Annotated in this window: 21 protein-coding genes and 1 pseudogene; 12 read left to right on the forward strand and 10 right to left on the reverse strand. The window is 69.7% G+C overall.

Annotation, left to right across the window (positions count from 1 at the left end):
- Window positions 1–139: 139 nt before the first annotated feature.
- Window positions 140–454: a hypothetical protein gene (locus tag ABD259_RS23910; protein ID WP_344102181.1), complete on the reverse strand. Its 315-nt coding sequence runs from the start codon at window positions 452–454 to the stop codon at window positions 140–142.
- Window positions 455–622: 168 nt separating this feature from the next.
- Between ABD259_RS23910 and ABD259_RS23915 the strand changes: the two genes are divergently transcribed.
- The 5 genes and pseudogenes from ABD259_RS23915 to ABD259_RS23935 all read left to right on the forward strand — a co-directional run bounded on the left by ABD259_RS23915 (window position 623) and on the right by ABD259_RS23935 (window position 4,335).
- A complete protein-coding gene (locus ABD259_RS23915; protein WP_344102183.1) occupies window positions 623–1,480 on the forward strand; it encodes a helix-turn-helix domain-containing protein in 858 nt (285 codons plus the stop codon).
- A 2-nt stretch (window positions 1,481–1,482) separates the two neighbouring features.
- Complete coding sequence (locus ABD259_RS23920; RefSeq protein ID WP_344102185.1) at window positions 1,483–1,734, forward strand: DUF397 domain-containing protein; 252 nt, start codon at window positions 1,483–1,485, stop codon at window positions 1,732–1,734.
- A gap of 93 nt (window positions 1,735–1,827) precedes the next feature.
- A pseudogene (locus ABD259_RS23925) lies at window positions 1,828–2,115 on the forward strand (GtrA family protein); the annotation flags it as partial.
- Window positions 2,116–2,306: 191 nt separating this feature from the next.
- Entirely contained in the window at window positions 2,307–2,975 is a 669-nt protein-coding gene (locus ABD259_RS23930; RefSeq protein WP_344102187.1) for a response regulator transcription factor, read from the forward strand.
- Window positions 2,976–3,048: 73 nt separating this feature from the next.
- Window positions 3,049–4,335 carry an ATP-binding protein gene (locus ABD259_RS23935; protein ID WP_344102189.1) on the forward strand — a complete coding sequence of 429 codons (1,287 nt, stop codon included), beginning with the start codon at window positions 3,049–3,051 and terminating at the stop codon, window positions 4,333–4,335.
- A gap of 46 nt (window positions 4,336–4,381) precedes the next feature.
- Here the strand turns inward: ABD259_RS23935 and ABD259_RS23940 are convergent, their stop codons facing one another.
- From ABD259_RS23940 to ABD259_RS23965, 6 genes are all read right to left on the reverse strand, one after another.
- Window positions 4,382–5,023: an MBL fold metallo-hydrolase gene (locus ABD259_RS23940; RefSeq protein ID WP_344102192.1), complete on the reverse strand. Its 642-nt coding sequence runs from the start codon at window positions 5,021–5,023 to the stop codon at window positions 4,382–4,384.
- Complete coding sequence (locus ABD259_RS23945; RefSeq protein WP_344102194.1) at window positions 5,024–6,109, reverse strand: S-(hydroxymethyl)mycothiol dehydrogenase; 1,086 nt, start codon at window positions 6,107–6,109, stop codon at window positions 5,024–5,026. It abuts the gene before it with no gap.
- Between the two features lie 141 nt (window positions 6,110–6,250).
- The gene (locus ABD259_RS23950; RefSeq protein ID WP_344102196.1) at window positions 6,251–7,258 is read right to left on the reverse strand and encodes an adenylate/guanylate cyclase domain-containing protein; all 1,008 of its coding nucleotides are present in this window, start codon (window positions 7,256–7,258) and stop codon (window positions 6,251–6,253) included.
- A gap of 189 nt (window positions 7,259–7,447) precedes the next feature.
- A complete protein-coding gene (locus tag ABD259_RS23955) occupies window positions 7,448–8,008 on the reverse strand; it encodes a PH domain-containing protein (RefSeq protein WP_344165442.1) in 561 nt (186 codons plus the stop codon).
- A 191-nt stretch (window positions 8,009–8,199) separates the two neighbouring features.
- Window positions 8,200–9,081 (reverse strand): biotin--[acetyl-CoA-carboxylase] ligase, encoded by an 882-nt coding sequence (locus ABD259_RS23960; RefSeq protein WP_344165445.1) that lies wholly within the window; start codon window positions 9,079–9,081, stop codon window positions 8,200–8,202.
- Window positions 9,082–9,196: 115 nt separating this feature from the next.
- Window positions 9,197–11,755 (reverse strand): phosphoenolpyruvate carboxylase, encoded by a 2,559-nt coding sequence (locus tag ABD259_RS23965; RefSeq protein WP_425573568.1) that lies wholly within the window; start codon window positions 11,753–11,755, stop codon window positions 9,197–9,199.
- Between the two features lie 761 nt (window positions 11,756–12,516).
- On the opposite strand from ABD259_RS23965, the gene ABD259_RS23970 reads away from it, so the two are divergent.
- From ABD259_RS23970 to ABD259_RS23990, 6 genes are all read left to right on the forward strand, one after another.
- Window positions 12,517–14,133 (forward strand): acyl-CoA carboxylase subunit beta, encoded by a 1,617-nt coding sequence (locus tag ABD259_RS23970; protein ID WP_344165448.1) that lies wholly within the window; start codon window positions 12,517–12,519, stop codon window positions 14,131–14,133.
- Between the two features lie 92 nt (window positions 14,134–14,225).
- A complete protein-coding gene (locus tag ABD259_RS23975) occupies window positions 14,226–14,477 on the forward strand; it encodes an acyl-CoA carboxylase subunit epsilon (protein ID WP_344102205.1) in 252 nt (83 codons plus the stop codon).
- 147 nt (window positions 14,478–14,624) lie between these two features.
- Window positions 14,625–16,394, forward strand: coding sequence for an ATP-binding protein (locus tag ABD259_RS23980; RefSeq protein ID WP_344165451.1), 1,770 nt, complete (start codon window positions 14,625–14,627; stop codon window positions 16,392–16,394).
- A 366-nt stretch (window positions 16,395–16,760) separates the two neighbouring features.
- Window positions 16,761–16,919, forward strand: coding sequence for a putative leader peptide (locus ABD259_RS25990; protein ID WP_412759368.1), 159 nt, complete (start codon window positions 16,761–16,763; stop codon window positions 16,917–16,919).
- A 106-nt stretch (window positions 16,920–17,025) separates the two neighbouring features.
- Window positions 17,026–18,459 (forward strand): dicarboxylate/amino acid:cation symporter, encoded by a 1,434-nt coding sequence (locus ABD259_RS23985; protein ID WP_344102209.1) that lies wholly within the window; start codon window positions 17,026–17,028, stop codon window positions 18,457–18,459.
- Between the two features lie 147 nt (window positions 18,460–18,606).
- Entirely contained in the window at window positions 18,607–19,887 is a 1,281-nt protein-coding gene (locus ABD259_RS23990; protein ID WP_344102211.1) for a chemotaxis protein CheA, read from the forward strand.
- A gap of 242 nt (window positions 19,888–20,129) precedes the next feature.
- Here ABD259_RS23990 and ABD259_RS23995 read toward each other — a convergent pair whose 3' ends face one another.
- Window positions 20,130–21,512, reverse strand: a complete 1,383-nt coding sequence (locus tag ABD259_RS23995) for an NAD(P)H-quinone dehydrogenase (protein ID WP_344102213.1) — start codon at window positions 21,510–21,512, stop codon at window positions 20,130–20,132.
- Window positions 21,513–21,852: 340 nt separating this feature from the next.
- Between ABD259_RS23995 and ABD259_RS24000 the strand changes: the two genes are divergently transcribed.
- Window positions 21,853–22,656: a purine-nucleoside phosphorylase gene (locus ABD259_RS24000; protein ID WP_344102273.1), complete on the forward strand. Its 804-nt coding sequence runs from the start codon at window positions 21,853–21,855 to the stop codon at window positions 22,654–22,656.
- A 581-nt stretch (window positions 22,657–23,237) separates the two neighbouring features.
- Here ABD259_RS24000 and ABD259_RS24005 read toward each other — a convergent pair.
- Window positions 23,238–23,828, reverse strand: a complete 591-nt coding sequence (locus tag ABD259_RS24005; RefSeq protein WP_344165454.1) for a PH domain-containing protein — start codon at window positions 23,826–23,828, stop codon at window positions 23,238–23,240.
- A 12-nt stretch (window positions 23,829–23,840) separates the two neighbouring features.
- The gene (locus ABD259_RS24010; RefSeq protein WP_344102217.1) at window positions 23,841–24,935 is read right to left on the reverse strand and encodes an adenosine deaminase; all 1,095 of its coding nucleotides are present in this window, start codon (window positions 24,933–24,935) and stop codon (window positions 23,841–23,843) included.
- Between the last annotated feature and the right edge of the window lie 123 nt (window positions 24,936–25,058).

Below are 25,058 nucleotides of genomic sequence, written 5' to 3' on the forward strand. Positions count from 1 at the left end.
ACGGCCAGCTCAGTCCGGCCGAGTATGAACGTCGTCACGCCGCAGCAGCCGACAGCAGTCTGTCCGACCTGGCAGAGGCCGCGTAAAACCCAAGCTCACAGGCGTCTACCGAACCGAAGCAACTCCACGCTGCTCAGTCTCAGGAGACCGAGCAGGAGACGGTCCACGTCCCGATGACGGAAGCACCGTCGGGGAGGGGCGTGGTGTCGCCCGGGCTGAGGGTCCGGACCCACAGGTCGGTGTGGTCGGAGTACACGTCGTAGCGCTCAAGAGCTTCCCACAACGAGTAGGGCATGGGCGCGCATCCGCAAGCGCAGTGTCGGGCGTTCAGCGTGGGCTTGAGGGGGGACCTGAGTCCGGCCAGGGATACGCCGTCGTCGTCAGGCTCGCCGCCCTTGATGACCTGGACGACCGTGATTGACACGTCGGGGGTCGCGTACTGGGTGGCAGACATGGAGGTAGCTCCTTGCCGTGAGGGAAGCACCACACAGGGTGCTCGGCCACCTCTAGTATGATTGAGTTCGAACTCAATAACAAGATGTTCTTGTGTTTGAACTAAATACACCCATGCGTGGGGCCACTACTACGATCGAGGCACGCCCGCGCCGAGAAAGGGGAACCCGTGGCCGAGGGACACTCGCCCAGCGTGCGTCGCCGCCGCCTGTCAGCAGCCCTCAAGAGATTGCGTACGCACAGCGGACTGTCCGCCGCCGAAGTGGCCAAGCGGCTGAACTGGTCTTCGGCCACCAAGGTCACGCGAGCGGAACGGAACGAGTGGAAGTTCCCGAAACGCGACGAGGTCGCGGCACTGCTGGACATCTACGGCGTGGTAGGCGACGAGCGCGAGCACCTTCTCAGCCTGACGAAGGAAGCGCGTGGGCGCAGCGATTGGCATCAATACCAAGATCTTTTCACTGGCCCTCTGCCGGAGTTCGAAGCTGAGGCGACCAGGATCAGGACTTACGAAGCCGTGGTGATCCCCGGCCTTCTTCAGACACCTGACTATGCTGCGGCAGTCGCCGAAGCGAGCCAGGTCGTCCCTCCTGACCAGATCATGCGCAAGGTCGAGTCCAGGATGGCACGGCGCAGCATCCTCGACGCCCCGGGCGGACCTCACCTGACTGCGGTAATCGATGAGGCGGCATTGCGTAAACCTGTCGGATCCCACCGAGTGATGGCTGAGCAACTGCGGTTTCTCATGGGCATGGCCGCGCACTACAAGGTGACCGTGTTGGTACTACCAGACGAGACCGGCGCCCACATGGCCATGGATGGGGCCTTCACCCTCTTCGACTTCCCACGTCCTGAGCCTGGGATCGTTTCCATATCGACAGGCGTCGAGACACTCTACGTAGAAGACACGGACTACTTTGGTCGGCATACGCTGATATTTGATGCCGTCCAGAACCTGGCGCTGGACCCGCAAGGCTCCCTCGGCCTCGTCGGTTCCATCGCCGCCGAACACGACATGCGAGCCTGATCATGCCGCTGGAGTTTCGCAAGTCCTCCTACTCAACAGGGCAAGACAACTGCGTGGAGGTCGCCCAGATCCCACCGACGTTCCGGACTTCCTCCTACTCCACCTCGCAAAACAACTGCGTCGCGGTCGCCGACCTCCTCACCGGCGCCGCCATCCGCGACTCCAAGCACCCCGAGCTCGGCCACCTGGCCATCGGCACGGCGGAGTGGGTGGCGTTCACCAGATGTATCCGCATGGAGACACACGTCGGATGAAATCCGCCGGCCTCCCACAAACCGAAGGGCGCCCCCGCAAGGGGCGCCCCGCTCGTTTGACCACCGCCACGACCACCGTCGCGGTGTTTGGTCGGCCGCCGACGCTGGACCTTTGACACCAACGTCCACACGGGACTCGCCCGCGAGTAGGCCTGGAACGGCGTTGGCCTGCTGGTCCAGCTCGGCTGCGTGGGGACCACCGTCGGCATCCTCGGCCTCGACAGCCCGCTGGCCCGCAACATCTCCGGCAACTTCATCGGCGTCGGCCTGGCCACCCTGTTTCGGTTCTGGAGCTACCGCCTCTGGGTGTTCCCCGCTGAGGCGGCCGTCCACGCTACGCGGGCCGAGGAGCCCGCGCGGGAGACCGTGGCCCGGGGGTGAGGCTCCGGCTGACGGCCCCACCCAAAGTCCCTTCTGTCCGTATATTATCGGCAAAGTTTGACCAAGGAATCGTCAAGTACCCCGGTTCGTCGGTTATGTCGGCTATGCGTGGGTGGGTATTTTCGGCCACACGAGAGCCGTTCGGCGCGCATAATAGGGAAATCCCCGCGACTGGAATTACGATCAGGTACATGACCTGCGTTTTGCTGGCCGAAGACGATACCTCGATCTCCGAGCCCCTGGCCCGTGCTCTGCGTCGCGAGGGGTACTCGGTGGACGTGACCGTCAACGGCACCGAAACCCTCGACCGTGCGCGAGGCGGGGACATCGATCTGATGGTCCTCGACCTCGGCCTACCCGAAATGGATGGGCTGGAAGTAGCTCGGCGCCTGCGCGCCGAAGGCCACGGCACACCGATCCTGATCCTGACCGCGCGTGCCGATGAGGTCGATACGGTTGTCGGCCTCGACGCCGGTGCCGACGATTACGTGACCAAACCATTCCGACTCGCGGAGCTACTGGCCCGCGTGCGCGCCCTCCTGCGGCGCGGCGGGGCCGAGGTGCCCGTCGTGCACGGAGTGCGCATTGACAACGACTCCCGCCGCGCCTGGCTCGGAGACCGCGAACTGCAACTCACCACCAAGGAGTTCGACCTGCTCCGGGTGCTCGTGCGCGACGCTGGGAAGGTCGTCACGCGAGAGCAGATCATGCGTGAGGTGTGGGACACCAACTGGTGGGGGTCAACGAAGACACTGGACATGCACATCTCCTGGCTGCGCCGCAAACTCGGAGACGACGCCAACCACCCGTCCTACATCACGACCGTCCGGGGTGTCGGCTTCCGGTTCGAACGCGAATAAGCCGACCTGCGCCGCGATACCCCGCGGATGAGCTCGCCACGGGCTCCCGCAGGCCGCGCGGACAAGGAGTGACATGCGCAGGCGGATGCTGTTCTCCACGCTGGTGGTGACGGTCATCGCGGTGATGCTGCTCGGCCTGCCCCTGGGTGCGCTGACCTACAAGTCGATCTACGACGAGAACATCCGGCAGCTGCAGCGGGAGGCCGACATCATCGCGTCGGACATCGACTCGCAGCTAGAGGACACGGGACGGATCGACCGGGACCAGTTCGCCTCCATCTACCCGAAGCGCCACATCGAGATCGTCATCCCCGGGGCGAGGGCGCCCATCATCGCCGGCGGCTGGGACATCGATCCGGAGGCGGAGGACGCCCCGGACACGATGAAGGCCGAAGCGGTGTCGGCGACGGGCATCGAGGTCACGATCTGGCGCGATTCGAGTTCCGTACAGGAGAGCATCCTCAACGCCTGGCTGGGTATCGCTGCTCTGTCGCTCCTGGCCATCGGCCTCGCCGGAGGCCTGGCGATGCTCCAGGCGCGGCGGCTTACCCTCCCCCTGGTCGACCTCGCCGCGACCGCGGAACGGCTCGGCTCGGGGGTGGCCACACCCTGGGGACACCGGTACGGCATCCCCGAGGCCGACCGCGTCGCCGAGGTGCTGGACCGCAGCGCCGAACGCATCGCGGGGCTCATCGCCACCGAGCGGCACTTCGCGACCGATGCCTCGCATCAGCTGCGCACCCCGCTGACGGCGCTGACCATGCGCCTGGACGAGATCATCGCCGAGGCCGATAACCCCCACATCGTGCGCGAGGAGGGCGAGGCCGCCCTCGCCCAGGCCGAGCGGCTCGTGGAGACCATCGAAAACCTGCTCGGCCGCGCCCGCAAAACCCAGAACCCCGAGGTCGAGGCCGTCGACATCGACGACGTCCTGGAGCGGTTCGTGGCGGAGTGGACCCCCGTGTTCCGCAAGGAGAACCGCGAACTGCGGCTGGACGGCGAGCGCGGGCTGACCGCCATGACCGTGCCCAGCGACCTGTCGCAGATCCTCGCAACGCTCGTGGAGAACGCCTTCAAGCACGGGGAGGGCACGGTCGTCGTCCGCCCGGTCGACGGCGGCCACTCGGTGCGCATCGAGGTGAGCGACGAAGGCGAGGGCATCCCCGACCACATCTCCGGGCGCATCTTCGACCGTGAGGTCAGCGGCGGCGACGGCACCGGGCTCGGACTGTCGCTGGCCCGGCACATCGCCGAGTCCGAAGGCGCCCGAATCGAGCTCATCCAGACCCGTCCGACCACATTCGCGCTGTTCCTGCCCTCCGGAGCCAGCGGCCTGTCCAAGATCAGCGGACCGGTGTGAGGGTGGTGGTCGGAGGCCCGAACGCGCGCGCGGCCTCCCCCTCAGGTCAGTAGCCCCGGTCGATCCACTCCTGCAGGTGCGGAGCCTCCTCCCCAATGGTCGTGGACGCCCCGTGCCCCGGGTGAACCACCGTCTCCTCCGGCAGCGGGAGCAGCCGCTCCTTGATCGAGGAGATGATCTGCGGGAAGTCGGAGTACGACCGGCCGGTGGCCCCCGGCCCCCCGTTGAACAGGGTGTCGCCCGTGAAGACCACGCCCAGGTCCGGCGCGTGCAGGCAGACCGCCCCGGGCGCGTGTCCCGGGGTGTGCAGCACCTCCAGCTCGACATCTCCGGCGCGCAGCAGTTCTCCCTGCAGCAGCGGGGCGTCGGGCTCGCGGTCGGGGTAGTACATGTGCCACAGCGGCGCGTCGTCCGGATGCAGCAGGATCGGAGCGTCGGCGAGGTCGGCCAGCTCAGCCGCCGCGTTGATGTGATCGTTGTGCGCGTGCGTGCACACGATGGCCATCAGCTCGCGGTCGCCCAGGGCACGGGCGATCTCCTCGTGGTCATGTGCGGCGTCGATCACGATGGCCGAGCGGTCGTTGCCCACGATCCACACGTTGTTGTCGACATCCCACTCACCGCCGTCGAGCGTGAAGGTGCCCGAGGTGACAAGCTTGTGGACGGCTGACGGATTCGTATCGTTCATCTAGAAAGTCACCACCGAACGCAGCACCTCGCCGCGGTGCATCTTGGCGAACGCCTCCTCAACATCGTCCAGGCCGATCCGCTCCGTCACGAACCGCTCCAGCGGGAGGCGGCCCTGCAGGTAGAGATCGACCAGCATCGGGAAGTCGCGCGACGGCAGGCAGTCGCCGTACCAGGACGACTTCAGCGCGCCGCCGCGGCCGAACACGTCGAGCAGGGGCAACTCGATGGTCATCTCCGGAGTGGGGACGCCGACCAGCACGACGGTCCCGGCGAGGTCGCGGGCGTAGAACGCCTGCCGGTAGGTCTCCGGACGGCCCACCGCGTCGATGACGACATCGGCGCCGTTGCCGTCGGTGAGGTCCCGGATCGCCTCGACCGGAGCGCGCTCGCGGGAGTTGACGGTGTGGGTGGCGCCGAACTCCGAGGCCCACTGGAGCTTGCGGTCATCGATGTCGACGGCGATGATCGTGGCCGCGCCCGCCAACCGTGCTCCGGCGACCGCGGCGTCGCCCACGCCCCCGCAGCCGATGACCGCCACGGAGTCGCCCCGGGATACTCCCCCGGTGTTGATCGCGGCCCCCAGCCCGGCCATGACGCCGCACCCCAGGAGTCCGGCGACGGCGGCTTCGGCTTCGGGAGCGACCTTGGTGCACTGGCCGGCGGCCACCAGGGTCTTGTCGGCGAAGGCGCCGATGCCCAGTGCCGGGGACAGCTCGGTGCCGTCGGGCAGCGTCATTTTCTGCGTCGCGTTGTGCGTGGCGAAGCAGTACTGGGCACGCCCGCGCCGGCAGGCCCGGCACTGCCCGCATACGGCGCGCCAGTTCAGGACGACGAAGTCGCCGGGCTCCACCTCGGTGACCCCGGCCCCCACCGCCTCAACGACACCCGCCGCCTCGTGTCCCAGGAGGAAGGGGAACTCATCGGTGATTCCGCCCTGCCGGTAGTGCAGGTCGGTGTGGCAGACGCCGCACGCCTGGACGGCGACCAGCGCCTCCCCAGGCCCCGGATCAGGGACGACGATGGTCTCCACCCCCACCGGTGCGCCCTGCTTCCGGGAGACGACTGCCCTGACTTCATGCGCCATCGATGGCTCCTCACACCTGGCTCCGGAGGACTCTCTACCGCGCGCAGGGTGACCCCCGCCGCTGCCCTCCAACATGCCGGATGACCGCGCCGGAGGAAAGGACTTTGGTCAGCTCGACGCATCCGTCCCGCTCCAGGACGCTCAGCCCTGTGGAGGGACCGGTTCGAAGGTGCGGCGGAGCGCGTAGGGCTGCAGCTTGCCCAGTCCGTGGGCGTGCCGCGGGCGGACCGGCTCGACCTGCAGGGACTCCTCGTCCTTGAGGAGTTCGGCGAGCGCCTCGTCGACCAGGACGGTGCCGGGACGGGCGAAGGAGGTGAGCCGGCTGGACCGGTTCACCGTGGTGCCGAAGACGTCGCCGAGCAGTGCCAGGACGGGGCCGTAGGCCACGCCCACGCGCACGTCGGGGACGTCGATGTGGGTGGTGACCCCCACGCTGAGCCGCAGCGCGATCTCCGCCGCCTGCTTCGCGGTGTTGGCGACGAAGAGGATCTCGTCGCCCAGCGTCTTGACCACCCGCCCGCCGCCGGAGGCGACGATGTCGGTGGCCGTGGACTCGAAGCCCTCGACGATCTCGGCCAGCCCCATCTCGTCGAGCTCCCGGCTCAGCGTCGTGAACGACACGAGGTCGGCGAAGCCCACCGCGAGCGGGAAGTAGGTGGGCGCGGCGTTCTCCGTGCTCTCCATGAACGCCACGCGGCGCGCGGCCGACGCGGCGAGTTGGCGCCGCCAGATGTGCAGCAGCAGGACTTCGACGTCGGGCAGCACGCCCTCGGCGATGCTGGCCAGGGTGTTCAGACGTCCCCCGTCGGTGTCGCCCTCCCGCTCCATGGGGATGGTGCTCAGGATGCTGGTCTGCCACTCCGCGAGGCGAGTCATGGTCTGGCCCATGGCGCGGGCCAGCCGGATGGCCGCCTCCTCGTCGACGACGCCGTTCTCCAGCAGGCGGGACGTGACGCGCAACGCCTCGACGTCGCTGTCGGTGAAGGCGATGGCGTCCTCACTGCGTGTGGCGAAGCCCAGCGCCCGCCAGACGCGGCTGGAGAACTCGGGTGAGGCGCCAGCGAGCCGAACCGCTTCCGCTCGGGTGTACCGCGCTTCACCTCCGAGCAGGGCGGCTTCGATCTCCTTGGGGTCAGGACGCGACGGCATACATTCTCTCGTGTTCGAGGCCGGTGCGACGGGGCGGGGGGATTTCTCCTCTACCGGCCGGTTGGAAAGGCACTGTCACGTGCATGTGACTGTCGGTTTAGTACGCGGAAGCCACGCTCGTCAAGAAACCGGACGCTGGGGGACGCGGCGGTACCCGCGCGGCCGCGTGGCGCGTTCGTCCCGCGGAGGTCACGGTTCGTGCGGCGCGGACGGGCCGGACGGCCCCGCCTCGCCGGAGGCGCCGGGCGGGGACGAGCGCCGGATGGCCTCCTCGACCTGCCGGTAGATCTCGCCCTGCAGCCACTCCGCCCGGGGGACCTTGCGCAGCTCCATGCCTTCCTGCTCGGAGGCCGACTGGACGGACAGGTTGCCGTAGCGCATGACGCGCTCCCACAGCGAGATGCTGAAGGTGACGTCGTTGACGCGGGTCAGGGGCATGTCGCGGCCGTTCTTGGACAGCAGGCCGTAACGGTACATCAGCCGCCGGCTGGTCAGGATGTAGAGGGTGCTCCACCATTTCAGCGTGGGCACGAGCCAGAACACGATCGCGGCGATGACGGCGACGAGGACGATCACGTAGGTCACCCACGGCGTCCAGTCCTCGCCCTTGGGCAGCATCCACAGGAGCCCTGCGGCGACGGCGATGACGATGATGAGCGCGAAGAACTCCGCCAGCACCGTCGTCCAGTGTTGGCGGGTGACATACACCAGCTCTTCGCCTTCGGCGAGGTAGCGGTCCGCGGTAGCCATGGGTGCGATCCTTGCACAGGACCCGGGTCGGCGTGCCGGGGACATCCCGAGCACTTGTGGGTTCATGTCCGCTTTACCCGATTTTCGAGCTGAGGGAAAGAGGTGGACGCGACGGGACGGCGCCACCCCCGGCGCCGCCGCACCCGCCCCGCGCCGCGCACGCTCCCAGTCGGCGCCGCCGCTTATTCCTCCTACGCCTCCGCGGGGCGCACGTGCACGACGTCCCCGGCGCTCAGCGCCTCCTCGCCGCCCGCGCCGGTGCGCACCAGCAGGCGGCCCTCCGCGTCGATCCCGGTGGCCCTGCCCTCGGTGGTCCTCTCGCCCGGCAGGTGGACCCGGACCAGCCGCCCGATCGTGCCGCAGCGGCTCCGGTACTCCTCGGCCAGTCCGCTCGCCTCGGCGTCGCCCCCATGGTCGACCCACGCGGTGTAGAGCTCGGCGAAACCGCGCAGAATCGCCCGCAGTAGAGGGTCGCGGTCGGTGACGGGTGCCCCGTCGGCCGCGAGGGACGTCGCGGCCTCGACGGGAAGCTCGTCGCGCCGCTGCAGGACGTTGAGCCCCATGCCGATGACGACCGCGGGCCGCTCGCCGACGGTCGGCCCCTCGGCGGGGAAGGCCGCTTCGGAGAGGATCCCGGCCAGCTTGCGTTCGGCCCCGGCGCCCTCGGCGCCCCGGGACATGACGTCGTTCGGCCACTTCAACGAGGCGGGGAGTTCCCCGATACGACGCACGCCGTGCACGGCCGCCACCCCCATGATCAGCGGCAGCCAGCCCAGGCTCCGCACCGGGACATCCGGGCGGACCAGCACCGAGAACGTGAGCGCGGCGCGCGCCGGGGTCTCGAACGTCCGGTCCAGACGCCCGCGCCCCGCGGTCTGGTGCTCGGTGACCAGTACCGTTCCCTCGGGCGCGCCGTCCCGCGCGCGACGGACCAGCTCGGTGTTGGTGGACCCCAGCTCAGGCACCACCTCGATCTCGGTCCACAACGCGCCGGGGCGCACGAGCACGCGTTGCAGCGCGATCTCCCGCAGTGGTGGGCGGTCAAGGTCGGTAAAGGGAGATTCGCCGGTCATGCGCTCAATGTATCTCCGCGTCTCGCGGCTACGGGGGCTTCCGCGGACACACGGTTGTCCCGCCCCGTGGAACGGAGGCGGGACAACCGAGCACCGCGGTCCCTCGGCAGGGCCGTCAGCCGGTGTTCTGCAACCCGGCGGCGACACCGTTGACCGACAGCAGCAACAGGCGCTCCAGGTGGCTGTGGTCCTCGTCGCTGAGCGACTCGGCCTCCGGCCCGCGCAAGGCTTCCAGGGCGCGCAGCTGCAGGTGGGAGAGGGCGTCGACGTAGGGGTTGCGCAGGTCGACCGCGCGCGAGAGAACGCGTCGGTTCTCCAGGAGACGCGTGTGCCCCGTCACCGCCAGGACACGCTCGCGGGTGCGGTCGTACTCGTCGAGCACCAGCTTGGTCAGCTCGGGACGGCCGCCGAGGGCCAGGTAGCGCTCGGCGATGGTCCGGTCGGTCTTGGCCAGGCTCATCTCGGCGTTGTCGAGCAGTGAGGAGAACAGCGGCCACTCGTTGTAGGCGGAGCGCAGCGCGTCGATGTCGTCCACCGATGCCAGGCCGGTCCCCAGGCCGAACCAGCCCGGAAGGTTGACCCGCGTCTGGGTCCAGGCGAACACCCACGGGATAGCGCGCAGGTCGTCCAGGCCGCGAGCGGCGCCGCGGCGCGCGGGACGCGATCCGAGGCGCAACTCTCCAAGCTCCTCCAGCGGGCTGACCCGGGAGAACCACTCGGCGAACCCGTCGGTGTCGATGAGCTCCCGGTAGGCATCGTGCGCGGCCGCCGAGATACCGTCGGCCACCTTCCGGTACTTGGCCGCCGCCTCGGCGGCGCGCTCCTGCACCGTGCGGGTGGACGCCATGAGCACCGCGTGCCCCACCTGCTCGATGTGCCGCCGGGCGATGGCCTTCTGGCCGTAGCGGGCAAAGATGACCTCGCCCTGCTCGGTCACCTTGAACCGTCCGGCCACCGAGCCCGGGGCCTGGGCGAGCAGCGCACGGCTCGCCGGACCGCCGCCGCGGCCCAGGGAGCCGCCGCGCCCGTGGAACAGGGTCAGCTTGATGTCGTTGCGCTCGGCCCACGCGGCGAGTTCGGCCTGGGCGTCGTAGAGCCGCAGCGTCGCGCTGACGGGCCCGACGTCCTTGGCGGAGTCGCTGTAGCCGAGCATGACCTCCATCCGCCGCCCGGTCTGCTCCAGCCTGCGGCGCACCTCGGGCAGCCGCAGCATGCCGTCGAGGACGGTCGGCGACGCCTCCAGGTCCGCGCCGGTCTCGAACAGCGGGATCACGTCGAGCACCGGGATCCGGTCCTCGGGGAGGGCGTGGGCGGCCAGCTCGTAGACGGCGGCGATGTCGTCCGCCGAGCGGGTGAAGCTGACGATGTAGCGGCGGCAGGCGTCCACGCCGAACCGGTCCTGGATCCAGGAGACGACGCGCAGGGTGGCGAGCACCTCCTGGGTCTTCTCGGAGAGTTCGCCCCCGGCGCGGACCTCCTCCAGCGCGCGGGCGTGTACCTCGCTGTGCTGCCGAATCTCCAGCTCGGCCAGGTGGAAGCCGAAGGTCTCGGCCTGCCAGATGAGGTGCTGAAGCTCGCCGTTGGCCTGCCGGTCCGCTCCGGCGGCGGCCAGCGACCGCTGGACGGCGCGCAGGTCGTTCAGGAATTCCTCCGGCCCCCGGTAGGCGAGGTCCGCGTCGCGCTCGCGGGTCGCGCGGAGCCGTTCCGTGGCGAGCAGCAGCATCTGCCGGTGCGGCTCGTTGGGCGACCGCTTCACGATCCCGCTCATCACCTGCGGGTAGCCGGCCTGGGCGGTGGAGAGCAGGTCGCTCAGCTCCGATGTGGCCGGGGTCAGGTTGCTGTAGAGCGTCAGCGTCCGCCCGACGCGACCGCAGGTGTTCTCCAGGGCGCGCAGCACGTACTCGGACTGGATGGAGATCGCCTCGCGGGTGATCTCGTGGGTGACGAAGGGGTTACCGTCGCGGTCGCCGCCGATCCAGCTCCCGTAGCGCACGAAGGCCTTGGCCCGCGTGGGGCGGCGGCCGGAGTCGGTGGGGTCGACGGCGGTGTCCAGGGCGCGGTACACCTCCGGGACGACCTGGAAGATCGACTCCTCGAAGGCCGCCATGGCGGTGCGGACCTCGTCCAGCGGGTCGAGCTTGGTGTAGCGCAGCTGAGAGGTGCGCCAGAGGATGTCGATCTCCTCCAGCATGCGGCGGTGGGCCTCGGCTTCGGCGGAGCTGCCGGGGTGGGCGGCGTGCAGCTCCTCCAGGTGGCCGCTGACGCGCAGGATCGCGGTGGAGACCGCGCGGCGCCGCGCCTCGGTGGGGTGAGCGGTCAGGACCGGGTGGAACTCCATACCCTCGACGAACTCGCGCAGCCGCTCCTCGCCGGAGTCCTCCCGCACCCCGCGGACGGCGGCGGCCAGCGACTCCCGCGGCGGGTTGTCGGCGTCATCGCGTTCGCGCAGGGCACGCATGCGCTGGTGTTCCTCGGCGAGGTTGGCGAGGTGGAAGTAGACGGTGAAGGCCCGCGCCACCTGTTTGGCCCGTTCCAGCGGCCACGAGGCCACGAGCCGGGTGATCTCCTCTCCGGTGACCGAGCCGTCCCGGGCGCCGATAACGGCCCGGCGCAGCCGCTCGACGTCGGCCAGCAGGTCTTCTCCACCGCTCTCCGCGAGAACGGTGCCGAGCATCTCGCCCAGCAGGCGGACGTCGCCGCGTAGCTGGTCGGGCATCTCCTGGCGAGCACTGTCGCGCTCCGCGCTTACCGCAGTCATGTGCGAAACCCTACCCAAATTGGTCTGAACCATTGAGAGGCGGGGGTCACATAACTCCACTTTGGCAGAGGTGCTGAGCTCGACGGAAGGTCCACGGGCGGTCGAGTCCGGCTGGAGCTCGGGGAGCGGCCGGAGCGGATTGAGGGGCCGGGTGGGGTGTCGGCGGATTCCAGGGGTCTTTTTCCCCCGCGGCTGCGGGGCTCACTGCCATCGCGTGTCACGGCGGGACGAGGTCGCGGGCGGGGGAAAAGCGGGGGACGGTCCGACCGCGCCCGCGCAGCACCGCCGACCGGTAGGTCACGGCGAAGACGGCACGGGGACACGCGACGGGAACCAGCGGAGACAGGAAGCGGACACAAGAATGGGAAGCAGCGGGAACGCCTCAGCGGCGGCTCATTTCCTCCTCCTCTTTCCGTCCCGTAGACCTCCTTTCCCACCCCGTACGCCTCCTTTCCCGTCCCGTACGCCTCCTTTCCCGCTCACTCCGGCTTTCCTTCGCCGGTCACGGTCGCCTCACCGGACCGCCCCGCCGCCCCACGCGAGCGCTCGCGAATGGCCGCCGCGACCTGGGAATCCGCGCACGGCTTCCCGTGTGGAGTGTGCACAACCCCACTTACCCCCGGGTAACCGGGGTCACGTTCCTGCGGAGATCCGCGCCGGGACTATGGTGAGGCGTTATGGCGACCGAAGCCCCTGAACCGCTACCCGCGGCCGAGATCGACATCCACACCACCGCGGGCAAGCTCGCCGACCTACAGCGCCGCCGGTACGAGGCCGTGCACGCGGGGTCCGAGCGAGCCATCGAGAAACAGCACGCGAAGGGCAAGATGACGGCGCGCGAGCGCGTCGACGCCCTGCTCGACCCCGGGTCCTTCGTGGAGTTCGACGCGCTGGCCCGACACCGCTCCACGAACTTCGGCCTGGAGAAGAACCGGCCCTACAGCGACGGCGTCATCACCGGCTACGGCACCGTGGACGGCCGACCGATCGCCGTCTTCAGCCAAGACGTCACGGTCTTCGGCGGCTCCCTCGGAGAGGTCTACGGGGAGAAGATCGTCAAGGTCCTCGACCACGCCCTGAAGACCGGGTGCCCCGTCGTCGGCATCAACGAGGGCGGCGGAGCACGCATCCAGGAGGGTGTGGTCGCGCTCGGCCTGTACGCCGAGATCTTCAAGCGCAACGTCCGCGCCTCCGGCGTCATCCCGCAGATCTCGCTGATCATGGGCGCCGCCGCGGGCGGACACGTCTACTCCCCCGCGCTCACCGACTTCATCGTCATGGTCGACCAGACCTCGCAGATGTTCATCACCGGCCCCGACGTCATCAAGACCGTCACCGGCGAAGACGTCTCCATGGAGGACCTGGGCGGCGCGCGGGCGCACAACGTGAAGTCCGGTGTCGCCCACTACATGGGCACCGACGAGCAGGACGCGCTCGACTACGTCAAGGAGCTGCTCTCCTACCTCCCGGGCAACAACCTCCAGGACGCGCCCGTCCTTGAAACCGGGGCCGCGGGCGGGGCCGAGCTGGAGATCACCGAGTCCGACCTCGAACTCGACACCTTCATCCCGGATTCCGCCAACCAGCCCTACGACATCCACACGGTGATCGAGCACGTGCTGGACGACGGCGAGTTTTTGGAGGTGCACGCCCAGTTCGCCACCAACATCGTGGTGGGCTACGGCCGCGTCGAGGGCCGCCCGGTGGGCGTGGTCGCCAACCAGCCGATGAGCTTCGCGGGATGCCTGGACATCGACGCCTCGGAGAAGGCGGCCCGGTTCGTCCGCACCTGCGACGCCTTCAACATCCCGGTGCTCACGTTCGTGGACGTGCCCGGCTTCCTGCCCGGGACCGACCAGGAGTGGAACGGCATCATCCGGCACGGTGCCAAGCTGATCTACGCCTACTCCGAGGCCACCGTCCCGCTGATCACCATCATCACGCGCAAGGCGTTCGGCGGCGCCTATGACGTGATGGGTTCCAAGCACCTCGGCGCCGACATCAACCTGGCCTGGCCCACGGCGCAGATCGCGGTCATGGGCGCCCAGGGAGCGGTCAACATCCTGCACCGTCGGACGCTGGCCGCCTCCGACGACGTGGAGGCCGAGCGCGCCAAGCTGATCCGGGAGTACGAGGACACCCTGCTGAACCCCTACTCCGCCGCCGAGCGGGGGTACGTCGACGGCGTCATCCTGCCGTCGGAGACCCGGGTGTCCGTTGCCAAGGCGCTGCGCAGCCTGGACAACAAGCGGCAGCAGCTGCCGCCGAAGAAGCACGGGAACATTCCCCTGTGATGGAGGAACGCGACGGGTCCCAGCGGCCTGGCCGCGGGCGCCGCTGTCGTGCGGCACCGCCGGCGGCCGACGCGGGGAACGGGAGGGTGGAGATGTCGAACGCAGCCGAGCAGCCGCGGAGCCCCGCGCCCTACCTGCGGGTGGTCCGTGGGGACCCCTCGAACGAAGAGGTCGCCGCCCTGGTGACGGTGCTGACGGCACGCGCGCGGGCGACCCGGTCGGCGCACGAGGCCGCCGCGTCGGGCCGCGGCGCGCGTTCGGCCTGGCGCGACCGCTCCCGGCTGGTCCGCCGCCCCCTCACCCCCGGGCCCGGCGCCTGGCGGAACAGTTTCAGGTCCGCCTGACCGGCCCCGGGGCCGACTGGCCACCGGCAGGGTAGGAAACAACCATCGTCGCTGAATCTGGGCGGATCCCCCGCACCCTTTCTAGACTTCTCACGACCAGGCGCGACACTCATACGGTCCGGCGCCGTACCAGGAGGAAAATCGACCGTGCGTAAAGTTCTGATCGCCAACCGGGGCGAGATCGCGGTGCGGGTCGCGCGCGCCTGCACCGACGCCGGACTCGGCAGCGTCGCGATCTACGCCGAACCCGACCTGGACGCCCTGCACACCAAGATCGCCGACGAGGCGTACGCGCTGGGCGGCCACACCCCCGCCGACAGCTACCTCAACATCGACAAGATCCTGGCGATCGCCGCCGAATCCGGCGCCGACGCCGTCCACCCCGGCTACGGGTTCCTGGCCGAGAACGCCGACTTCGCCCAGGCCGTCATCGACGCCGGGCTGACCTGGATCGGCCCCCCGCCCGCGGCCATCAACGCCTTGGGTGACAAGGTCCAGGCGCGCCACATCGCCCAGAAGGTGGGCGCCCCGCTGGTGGCCGGGACCCCCGACCCGGTCTCCGGGGCCGAGGAGGTCGTCGCGTTCGCCCAGGAGCACGGGCTGCCGATCGCGATCAAGGCGGCCTTCGGCGGCGGCGGGCGCGGGCTCAAGGTCGCCCGCACGCTGGACGAGGTCACCGACATGTTCGAGTCGGCGGTGCGCGAGGCCACCACCGCCTTCGGGCGCGGTGAGTGCTTCGTGGAGCGCTACCTGGACCGGCCCCGCCACGTGGAGACCCAGTGCCTGGCCGACCGGCACGGCAACGTGGTGGTGGTCTCCACCCGCGACTGCTCGCTGCAGCGCCGCCACCAGAAGCTGGTGGAGGAGGCCCCGGCCCCCTTCCTGAGCGCCGAGCAGATGGAGCTGCTGTACTCCTCGTCCAAGGCGATCCTGCGCGAGGCCGGGTATGTGGGCGCCGGCACGTGCGAGTTCCTGGTGGGCCAGGACGGCACGATCTCGTTCTTGGAGGTCAACACCCGCCTGCAGGTGGAGCACCCGGTGAGCGAGGAGGTCACCGGCATCGACCTGGTGCGCGAGATGTTCCGGGTCGCCGACGGCGAGGAGCTGGGCTATGAGGACCCCGAGATCCGCGGCCACTCGTTGGAGTTCCGGATCAACGCCGAGGACGCCGGGCGCAACTTCATGCCCGCGCCGGGCACCATCACCGCGCTCAACCTGCCCGGCGGCCCGGGGGTGCGCGTCGACACCGGGTGTGAGACCGGGTTCACCGTGCCGCAGGCGTTCGACTCCATGGTCGCCAAGCTCATCGTGACCGGCCGCAGCCGCACCGAGGCGCTGCAGCGCTCGCGCCGCGCCCTAACCGAGTTCGAGGTCGGCGGGATGCCGACCGTGCTGCCCTTCCACCAGGCCGTGGTGCGTGACCCGGCCTTCGCCCCCGCCGACCCCGATACGGCGTTCACCGTCCACACCCGGTGGATCGAGACCGAGTTCGCCACCGAGATCCCGCCATATGCGGGCGAGAGCGAGCAGGCCGAGGCCACCGAGCGCGACACGGTGACGGTCGAGGTCGGCGGCAAGCGCGTCGAGGTCGTCCTGCCGGCCGGGCTGGGCGCCGATCTGGCGGCGGGTGCGGGCAAGTCCGCCAAGAAGGCCCCCAAGCGCGGCCGCGGCGGCAGCCGCGCCGCGGCGGCGGTGAGCGGTGATGCTCTGGTCTCCCCGATGCAGGGCACGGTCATCAAGCTCGTGGCCGAAGACGGCCAGGAGGTCGCGGAGGGCGACACGATCGTCGTCATCGAGGCCATGAAGATGGAGCAGCCCCTGACCGCCCACAAGTCCGGCACCGTCACCGGCCTGGGCCTCTCCGCGGGCGAGACCATCTCCAACGGCGGCGTTATCTGCGAAATCAAGGACTCCTGACCCCAACCTCATTTCTCCGGCTTCTCCGGTAAAGCAGCGGAGCAGATAGGCAGGGCTGGGCGGGGGGACGCACGTGCGTCCCCCCGCCCAGCGCCGTTTCAGGCGGACCCGTGCCCACGCGACACTCAGCAGCGGAGCACACGAGGATCGGTGAGCACCGGGCCGCCGCGTGTCCGAAGGGCCGTCCCCCGCGCGACCCGGCCGCCTTTCACCACGGTGCGCTGGCCCCTCGCGCGAGCCATGGCCGCCCCCACACCACCGAGGAGCTTCGCGCCGCGGGTGCCCCGACGCGGCTGCAACCCCTGTGACCTCGGCGAACGGTGTGTGGGGCACGTCTCTCAACGCCCGCATCGCCCTACACATCCGATGATCGGCGCACACGTGATCAGGTTGATACCAGGGCGATTGGGAATAAAGCGGCCGTGCTGGCTATTGTTCACGTTCGTGACGAACATTTGGGGCCTGACCGAGCGACGGCACATCGACCTGTGCCGGGTCGCCAGCCAAGCGTGTTGTCGTTCCTGAGAACGACCTTTCCCCCAGCGCGCCTTTGGCCGCGCGCCATCGTCCACCGGGCCGCCGCAGGATCCCCGCGAGCGCCCGGGCATCGCTCTGATCTTGGAGTCTCCCAGTGCTATCCGCACTTCGGCGTGTTCCATTCGCCCTACAGGTTCTCGTCGCCCTGATCCTCGGCGTCGCCCTCGGAATCGTCGCCCGCCAGATGGGTGGCGACGTCGACAACCCGAACTGGCTCGCCGTCACCCTCGACACCATCGGGTCGACGTTCGTTTCGCTCCTGATGACGATCGTGCCGCCGCTCATCGTGCTGGCCGTCATCTCCTCCATCGCCAACCTGCGCAACGTCTCCAACGCCGCCCGGCTGGCCGGGCAGACCCTGCTCTGGTTCGCGATCACCGCGCTGATCGCCGTCGCGATCGGCATCAGCCTCGGCCTGGTCATCCGCCCGGGCCTGAACAGCGGCGTCGACCCGTCGACCGCGTCGGACCCGAGCACCCACGGTTCCTGGCTCGCGTTCCTGGAGAGCCTGGTTCCGACCAACTTCCTCGGCCTGGCCGCCAGCACCAGCGCAGATGGCGCCGGAGCGCTCAGCACCAGCCTCTCCTTCAACGCGCTGCAGCTCATCGTCATCGCGATCGCGATCGGTGTGGCCGCTGTCAAGGTCGGCAAGTCCGCGGAGCCTTTCCTCGCCTTCAACCAGTCCGCGCTGGAGATCGTGCTGAAGGTGCTCTGGTGGGTCATCCGGCTGGCGCCCCTGGGCACCATCGGTCTTCTCGGCAACGCCATCTACAGCCACGGCTGGACGACCATCGGCGCGCTCGGCAAGTTCACCCTGGCCATCTACATCGGCCTCGCGCTGGTGATGTTCGTCGTCTACCCCCTGCTCGCCCGCGTGCACGGGCTGTCGGCCGTGAAGTTCTTCAGCGGTGTGTGGCCCGCGGTGCAGCTGGGCTTCGTCTCGCGCTCCTCGATGGGGACCATGCCCGTCACCCAGCGCGTCGCCGAGACGAACTTCGGGGTTCCGCGCCACTACGCGTCCTTCGCCGTGCCCTTCGGCGCCACCACCAAGATGGACGGCTGCGCCGCGATCTATCCGGCGGTCGCGGCGATCTTCGTCGCCCAGTTCTTCGGGGTCGACCTGGGGATCACCGACTACCTGCTGATCGTCTTCGTCTCGGTGATCGGCTCCGCCGCCACCGCGGGCACCACCGGCGCCACGGTCATGCTCACGCTGACGCTGTCGACCGTGGGCCTGCCGCTGGAGGGCGTCGGCCTGCTGCTCGCCGTCGACCCGATCCTGGACATGGGCCGCACCGCCACCAACGTCGCCGGTCAGGCGCTAGTCCCCGCCATCGTGTCGAAGCGTGAGGGCATCATCGACCTGGGGCGCTACAACGAGCCGCGTGGCCTCGACGGGTTCGTCGCCCCGGAGTTCCGCGACTCGGCCGACACCGCTGACGCCGCCGACCTCGGCTCCTCCGCGGAGGAACCCGTGGACGGGGACCGGGAACCGGCGTCGATGGCCTCGGCCTCGACGACGTCGTAAGCACCGGTACCCGATCACGACGCGCGCTACGGGCGGGCCGCCTCGCTGGCGGCCCGCCCGTAGTGTTGGGGGCATGGCGACCCGGCGGGGGAACCATCGAACGCCGTCGTTCGTCAGATACGTGTGACGGAGGCGAAAGGAACCATGATGTTGCGCCGCTTGGTATTGCCCGCCCTGCTGGCCGCAGGGCTTACCGCTTTCGCGGCGGCCCCTGCGAGCGCCGCCGATGCCCCCGATGTCCGGGACGTCGCCAACGAGCTGAAGAGCTCCCACATTTACGTGGATGAGGGCGTCGACACCATGTCCGACGCCGAAGCCGGGCTCATCAGCCAACAGGCGGAGAAGGCCGAGACCCCCGTCTACATCGTCGTTCTCGAAGACAAAAGCGTCACCTCCCGCACCGAGGCCGGCGCCTACATGGGCCAGGTCCAGCAGGCCGTCGGCGACGGCACCTACCTCCTCATGGACGGCAAGGACCTAGAGGCCGACTCCACCGTCCTCGACAGCGGCGCGGTGGACACCGCCAAGGCCGTCGCCAAGGAGCAGGGCACCCAGACCGACGCCGCCAACGCCTTCATCCAGAAGGCCGACAGCGAGGCCAACGCGGCCGAGTCCGCGGCCATGTACGGGATGGTTCTGGTCGGCCTGCTCGTCGTCGCCGTCATCGGCGGCGGGTTCTTCCTGTACAGCGCGAAGAAGAAGCGCGAGGCGCGGGAGGCCAAGGAACTCGCCGAAATCAAGCAGATGGCGACCGAGGACGTCGTGTGCCTGGGTGAGGACATCGCCCGCCTGGAGATCGACCTCGGCAAGGTCGACGACCCCACCCGCGCCGACTACACCCGGGCCATGGACTCCTACGACCGGGCCAAGAACACGCTCGACTCCATCCAGCGGCCCGGGGATGTCGAGCAGATCACCAAGGCCCTGGAGGACGGCCGCTACTACATGACGGCCACCCGGGCCCGGATGAACGGCGAACCGGTCCCCGAGCGCCGCGGCCCGTGCTTCTTCAACCCGCAGCACGGCCCGTCGCAGCAGGACGTCATGTGGGCGCCGCCCGGCGGCAGCCCCCGCACGGTCACGGCCTGCGCGAACTGCGCTCAGGCGGTCCTCGCCGGGTTCGACCCCGACGTGCGCATGGTCGAGGTCGACGGCCAGCGGCGCCCTTACTACGACGCCGGTCCGGCCTACGCCCCCTACGCGGGCGGCTATCACGGCACCGACATGATGATGGGCATGTTCACCGGCATGATGATGGGCTCGATGATGGGGTCCATGATGGGCGGCTTCGGTGCCCCCGCGGGCGACATCGGAGGCGCCGATGCCGGTGGCGGCATGGACGGCGACTTCGGCGACGGCGGAGGCTGGACCGACTTCGGCGGCGGAGGTTTCGACGGCGGCGACTTCGGCGGATTCGGCGACTTCTAGCTCGTCTAGCGCTTCTCGCTCGCCGCCGCCCCGGCACGGGGACAGAAAAAGGGGGGCCCGGCCGTCTGGCCGGGCCCCCCTTTTTTGTCGGCATCGGCTTTTTGTCGGCATCGGCTCGGCGTTCCCGCCGCCGCGCACGCCTCTCCGCACGGGGGGGACACCCCTCGGCGCCCTTCCCGGCGCGGCCGCCCGGGACGGCTCCGGCTACTCGGGTAATTGCGGTTGGCTCCGGGGCGGCCTGTTTACTCGGGGGAGGCCTGCATCAGGGAGCGGGCCGCCTCGGTGACGCTGCCGGACAACGACGGGTAGACCGCGAAAGTGTGGGCGATCTCGTCGACCGTGAGGCGCTGCTGCACCGCGATGGAGACGCCCAGGATGAGTTCGCTGGCCCGGGGGCCGACGATCACGCCGCCGAGCACGATGCCGGTGTGCTGGCGGCAGATGAGCTTGATAAACCCGTCCTTGCTGTTGTTCATCTTCGCCCGCGGGTTGGTGTCCAGCGGGAGGGTGACGATGCGCGCGTCGACCTTGCCGGAGCGCACGTCCTCCTCGCTGGCTCCGACCGCGGCGAGCTCGGGGTGGGTGAACACGGTCGAGGCGACGGTCGAGAGCTTCAGCGGGGAGACGGCCTCGCCCAGCGCGTGCCACATCGCGATGCGGCCCTGCATGGCGGCGACCGAGGCGAGCATGTTCACGCCGGTGCAGTCGCCGGCCGCGTACACGCCCGGGGTGGAGGTCCGTGAGACCCGGTCGACCTGCACGAACCCGCCCTTGTCGAGCCGGACGCCGGTCTCCTCCAGCCCGATGTTGGCGGTGTTGGGGATCATGCCGACGGTCATCAGGCAGTGGCTGCCCTCGATCTCGCGGCCGTCGGAGAAGGTCACCTGGACGCCGTCGCCGGTGTTGGTGACCGACTCGGCGCGGCTGTTGGCGAGAACGGTCATGCCGCTGCGCCGGAAGACGCCTTCGAGCACCTTGGCGGCGTCGACGTCCTGCGTCGGCATGACGTGGTCGCGGGAGGAGACCAGGGTGACCTCGGAGCCCAGCGCCTGGTAGGCGTTGGCGAACTCGGCGCCGGTGACACCGGAGCCGACCACGATGAGCTTCTCGGGCAGCGTGTCGAGGTCGTAGAGCTGGCGCCAGGTGAGGATGCGGTCGCCGTCGGGTTTGGCGTTGGGCAGCTCGCGCGGGTGGGCGCCGGTCGAGACGAGGACGACATCGGCGCGCAGGCGCTGGTCGCCGACCGCGACGATGCGCGGGTCGACCAGGCGGCCCTCGCCCGGGATGATCTCGATGCCCTCCTTGACCAGCCGGGCGGCGGTGTCGTCGGACTGCGCCTGGGCCAGCCGCTTGACGCGCGCGTTGACCGTGGCGATGTCGACGTTGACGCTGCACGGCCCCGCCGGCTCGGCGCCCACGTTGAGGCCCAGCTTCGCGGACTCCCGGACGTAGGTGGAGCGCACGGACGTGGCGATCATGGTCTTGGACGGTACGCAGTCCGTCAGCACGCAGGCTCCGCCGATGCCGTCGCGGTCCACGACCGCCACCTCGGCGCCGAGCTGCGCTGCGACCAGAGCCGCCTCGTAGCCTCCGGGCCCGCCTCCGATGATCACGACCTTCGTCACGTCTGCTCCACTCCTTGAAGGCGATCGGCCGCCCGCCACCGGGCATGCCACGGCCCTGTAGGGCCTTCGCCTGGGTCTTCGCTCGCCTGTCGCTCCTCTCCATTGTCCTCTCCTCCCCGGTCGTGAAGTTCGCACCGGGGTGTCGAGGCGGGCGGTTCCGACGTCATGAACCCGACGACCGGCGCGCCAGCGGCCGCCCCGCCACGAATGGTAGGGCCGTCGCTGACCGCCCATAGCGGCGTTTATAGCCGCCTCAGACACGCTGCGTTGCGGTCCGGCACAAATCGGTTACGCAGGGGTACGCTCCGGAGATGTGAGCGAATCCACGCAAGATCGTCCCATGATGCGGAGCGCCGACGCGAAGGAGCTGGCGGCCCAAGCGGCGGAGGAGCTGAAGGCTCGTAGCGGCGCCGACGGCTACGACGCTGTTGTCGTGCTCGGATCGGGCTGGGCAGACGCCTCCGACTATCTGGGGACACCGGACATCGACCTCGACGTGATGGACCTTCCGGGGTTCGCCGCCCCGACGGCGGCCGGCCACTCCACGAAGGTGCGGAGCATGTGGGTCGGCGCCAAACGCGTCGCCGTGTTCCTCGGCCGCGTCCACCTGTATGAGGGATTCGACGCGATGCAGGTCGCACACGCGGTGCGCACTGGTGTGTCGGCGGGTGCCGACACGGTGGTCCTCACCGGATCGGCCGGGTCGCTGCGCGCCGACTTCGCCGTGGGTCAGCCGATCGTGGTGCGTGATCACATCAACCTCACCGCGACGTCGCCGCTGGCCGGCCCGGACTTCGTGGACCTGAGTAACGCGTACTCGGAGCGGCTGCGCGAGCTGGCCCGGACCTCGGACGCGACGCTGGCCGAGGGGGTGTACGCGACCGTGCCCGGACCGCAGTTCCAGACCCCCGCGGAGCTGGGGATGCTGCGCGCCTCCGGCGCCGACCTGGTGGGCCAGTCCATCGCGTTGGAGACCATCGCGGCCGTGGAGATGGGTGCCGAAGTGCTCGCGCTGGCGATGGTCAGCAACGACGCGATGGGCGGGGTGTATGAGCCCTTCGACCAGGAACGGGCGTTGGAGGCCGTGCGCCATCGGAGCCCGCGGCTGGGCGAGTTGCTGAACACGATCCTGATGCGGCTCTAGCCCGCGTGCCCACGGGGCGGCCGGTTCGCCGTGCCGCCGCCGGAAAACCGGGATCGCCGACCCCATCCGCGCCAGGGTCGGCGATCCCTCTTCTTCCGTGGTGAAGCAGGACCCGCGCGCGGAGGCGGACGGCGCCGCGTGGCGAGCAGCATCCTGAGGCCGAGGATGACTAGCGCCGACCGTCCCGTGGCGGTGAGGTCCCCGTACGGCCCGGCTCCCGGGAGTCCCCGCAGACACCGCTGGAGCCGGACCGTACGTTTCTTCGGATATAGCGCGCCGCCGAGGTGGCCCTGCCTGAAGGCAGATCCGGAACGGAGTCCCCGCGACTCCTTCCGGTGGCTACCCGCACGAGTGGCGATTCGTGCGGCGACGCACCCGCTATTCAGTTGACCCGCGGACGCCCGAGGAACCGGGATTCGGATGGCCCGGCGATCCGCGCTGACACCGGACCTCCGAACCCGTAGCCCTTAGGCATGCCTTACCTAACCAGTAGCGGGGGGTCGTGGTCAAGTCGCCCCGGGCAAAAAAATGCGGGAAAGCCCCGAAAAGGAGCTTTCCCGCATCACGCTGACGAGCTGCTCTCACCCGACCAGCAGCGCCGCGACCAGCAGCAGAACCGGCACACCGAGAGCGACCAGCGCGTCGGGCGACCAGACCGTCGACGGCCCGCTCGAAGCGTCAGCCGCGGCGGCGGTCGACTCGGCCTTCCGCCGCTGCGCCTCCTCGCGCAGTTGCCGCGCGACCAGGTTGACCGGCCGCAGCTCGCGCGGGTCGCCGCTCTCCTCCTCCAGGATCGGACCGCCGTCCGACCCGGCGCGGCGCACGTTATCGCGCACCGCGGCCCGCTTGGTCTCCCGCAGCGGCCAGGACCGGATGACCTGGTCACCGACGTGGATCCGCAGCACGTCGGTGACGTCGGCCCAGGTGAAGGCCGCCCACGGCACGAACGTCTCGCGCAGCGGGTTCACCACGCGCACGCCGTCCTCCTGCGGAACCACGCGCGGGCGCAGCCACAGCACGTAGGTGGCGCCCACCGTGCACAGCAGCACGGCGGCCGCGATCACGGCCGTGCGGTCGCCGCCGTTCACCAGCAGGTCGATCAGCAGCAGGACGACCGCGCCGATCCAGACCCAGCCCAGGACGCGCGGGAGCGTCGCGGTGAAGGGCTTCACTCCGCGGTCCACTTAATCGGCCCACTTCAGCTGTGCGAAGCCCGGCTTGATGTGCCCGTTGATGAGGGCGAGCCGCTCGTCGAAGGGCAGGAACGCCGACTTCATCGCGTTCACGGTGAACCACTGCAGGTCGTCCCAGTCGTAGTCGAACGCCGCACACAGCCGCGCGAACTCCTCCGACAGTGTGGTGCCGCCCTGCAGCCGGTTATCGGTGTTGACCGTGACCCGGAAGCGCAGGCGGCGCAGCAGGCCGATCGGGTGGTCCGCGATCGACCTGGCCGCCCCGGTCTGGATGTTGGAGCTGGGGCACATCTCCAGCGGTACGCGCTTGTCGCGCACGTAGCGGGCCAGCCGCCCCATGCGCGTCTCGCCATCGGCCATCTGCTCGATGTCGTCGACGATCCGCACGCCGTGCCCCAGCCGGTCGGCGCCGCACCACTGCAGCGCCTCCCAGATCGAGGGCAGCCCGAACGCCTCACCCGCGTGGATGGTGAAGTGGGCGTTCTCCCGCCGCAGGTACTCGAAGGCGTCGAGGTGGCGCGTGGGCGGGTGACCGGCCTCAGCGCCGGCGATGTCGAAGCCGACCACGCCCACATCGCGGTAGCGCACGACCAGCTCGGCGATCTCCCGCGAGCGGGCGGCGTGCCGCATGGCGGTGAGCAGGGTGCCCACCCGGATCGTGCGTCCCTGCGCGGCGGCGCGCTCCTGGCCCAGCCGGAAGCCCTCCAGCACGGCCTCCACGACCTGTTCCAGGGTCAGCCCGGCCTCCAGGTGCTGCTCGGGGGCGTAGCGGACCTCCGCGTAGACGACGCCGTCGGCCGCGAGGTCCTCGGCGCACTCGGCCGCGACCCGGATCAGCGACTCGCGCGTCTGCATCACCCCGACGGTGTGCGAGAACGTCTCCAGGTAGCGCTCCAGGGAGCCGGAGTCGGAGGCGTCGCGGAACCACTGCCCCAGTTCGACGGGGTCCTTCGTGGGCAGTGCGGAGTAGCCGGTCGCGTCGGCGAGTTCGACGACCGTAGCGGGCCGCAGCCCGCCGTCGAGGTGCTCGTGCAGGAGAGCTTTGGGCGCGCGTCGGATCTGGTCCAAGGTCAACTGGTGGCTCATGCGTTTCAGGATGCCACCTGATCTCGGCCGACGGACCGGCCACCCACCGCCGGCGGGACCAGCCGCGCGGACGCGGGCACCTGTGCGGCGGTGCGATGTACTCGGTGACCCTGGGCGGGGGCG

Origin of the sequence: Nocardiopsis rhodophaea (genome assembly GCF_039530945.1) — a bacterium.
In the GTDB taxonomy this organism is placed as follows: domain Bacteria; phylum Actinomycetota; class Actinomycetes; order Streptosporangiales; family Streptosporangiaceae; genus Nocardiopsis_C; species Nocardiopsis_C rhodophaea.

Coding starts and splice junctions, on each gene's coding strand:
- ABD259_RS24010 (WP_344102217.1), bottom strand. CDS start 24,935: ATGAGCCACCAGTTGACCTTGGACCAGATCCGACGCGCGCCCAAAGCT.
- ABD259_RS23960 (WP_344165445.1), bottom strand. CDS start 9,081: ATGACCGGCGAATCTCCCTTTACCGACCTTGACCGCCCACCACTGCGG.
- ABD259_RS23935 (WP_344102189.1), top strand. CDS start 3,049: ATGCGCAGGCGGATGCTGTTCTCCACGCTGGTGGTGACGGTCATCGCG.
- ABD259_RS23950 (WP_344102196.1), bottom strand. CDS start 7,258: ATGCCGTCGCGTCCTGACCCCAAGGAGATCGAAGCCGCCCTGCTCGGA.
- ABD259_RS23930 (WP_344102187.1), top strand. CDS start 2,307: ATGACCTGCGTTTTGCTGGCCGAAGACGATACCTCGATCTCCGAGCCC.
- ABD259_RS23945 (WP_344102194.1), bottom strand. CDS start 6,109: ATGGCGCATGAAGTCAGGGCAGTCGTCTCCCGGAAGCAGGGCGCACCG.
- ABD259_RS24000 (WP_344102273.1), top strand. CDS start 21,853: ATGATGCGGAGCGCCGACGCGAAGGAGCTGGCGGCCCAAGCGGCGGAG.
- ABD259_RS23910 (WP_344102181.1), bottom strand. CDS start 454: ATGTCTGCCACCCAGTACGCGACCCCCGACGTGTCAATCACGGTCGTC.
- ABD259_RS23975 (WP_344102205.1), top strand. CDS start 14,226: ATGTCGAACGCAGCCGAGCAGCCGCGGAGCCCCGCGCCCTACCTGCGG.
- ABD259_RS23920 (WP_344102185.1), top strand. CDS start 1,483: ATGCCGCTGGAGTTTCGCAAGTCCTCCTACTCAACAGGGCAAGACAAC.
- ABD259_RS23990 (WP_344102211.1), top strand. CDS start 18,607: ATGTTGCGCCGCTTGGTATTGCCCGCCCTGCTGGCCGCAGGGCTTACC.
- ABD259_RS23965 (WP_425573568.1), bottom strand. CDS start 11,755: ATGCTCGGCACCGTTCTCGCGGAGAGCGGTGGAGAAGACCTGCTGGCC.
- ABD259_RS25990 (WP_412759368.1), top strand. CDS start 16,761: ATGATCGGCGCACACGTGATCAGGTTGATACCAGGGCGATTGGGAATA.
- ABD259_RS23940 (WP_344102192.1), bottom strand. CDS start 5,023: ATGAACGATACGAATCCGTCAGCCGTCCACAAGCTTGTCACCTCGGGC.
- ABD259_RS23955 (WP_344165442.1), bottom strand. CDS start 8,008: ATGGCTACCGCGGACCGCTACCTCGCCGAAGGCGAAGAGCTGGTGTAT.
- ABD259_RS23970 (WP_344165448.1), top strand. CDS start 12,517: ATGGCGACCGAAGCCCCTGAACCGCTACCCGCGGCCGAGATCGACATC.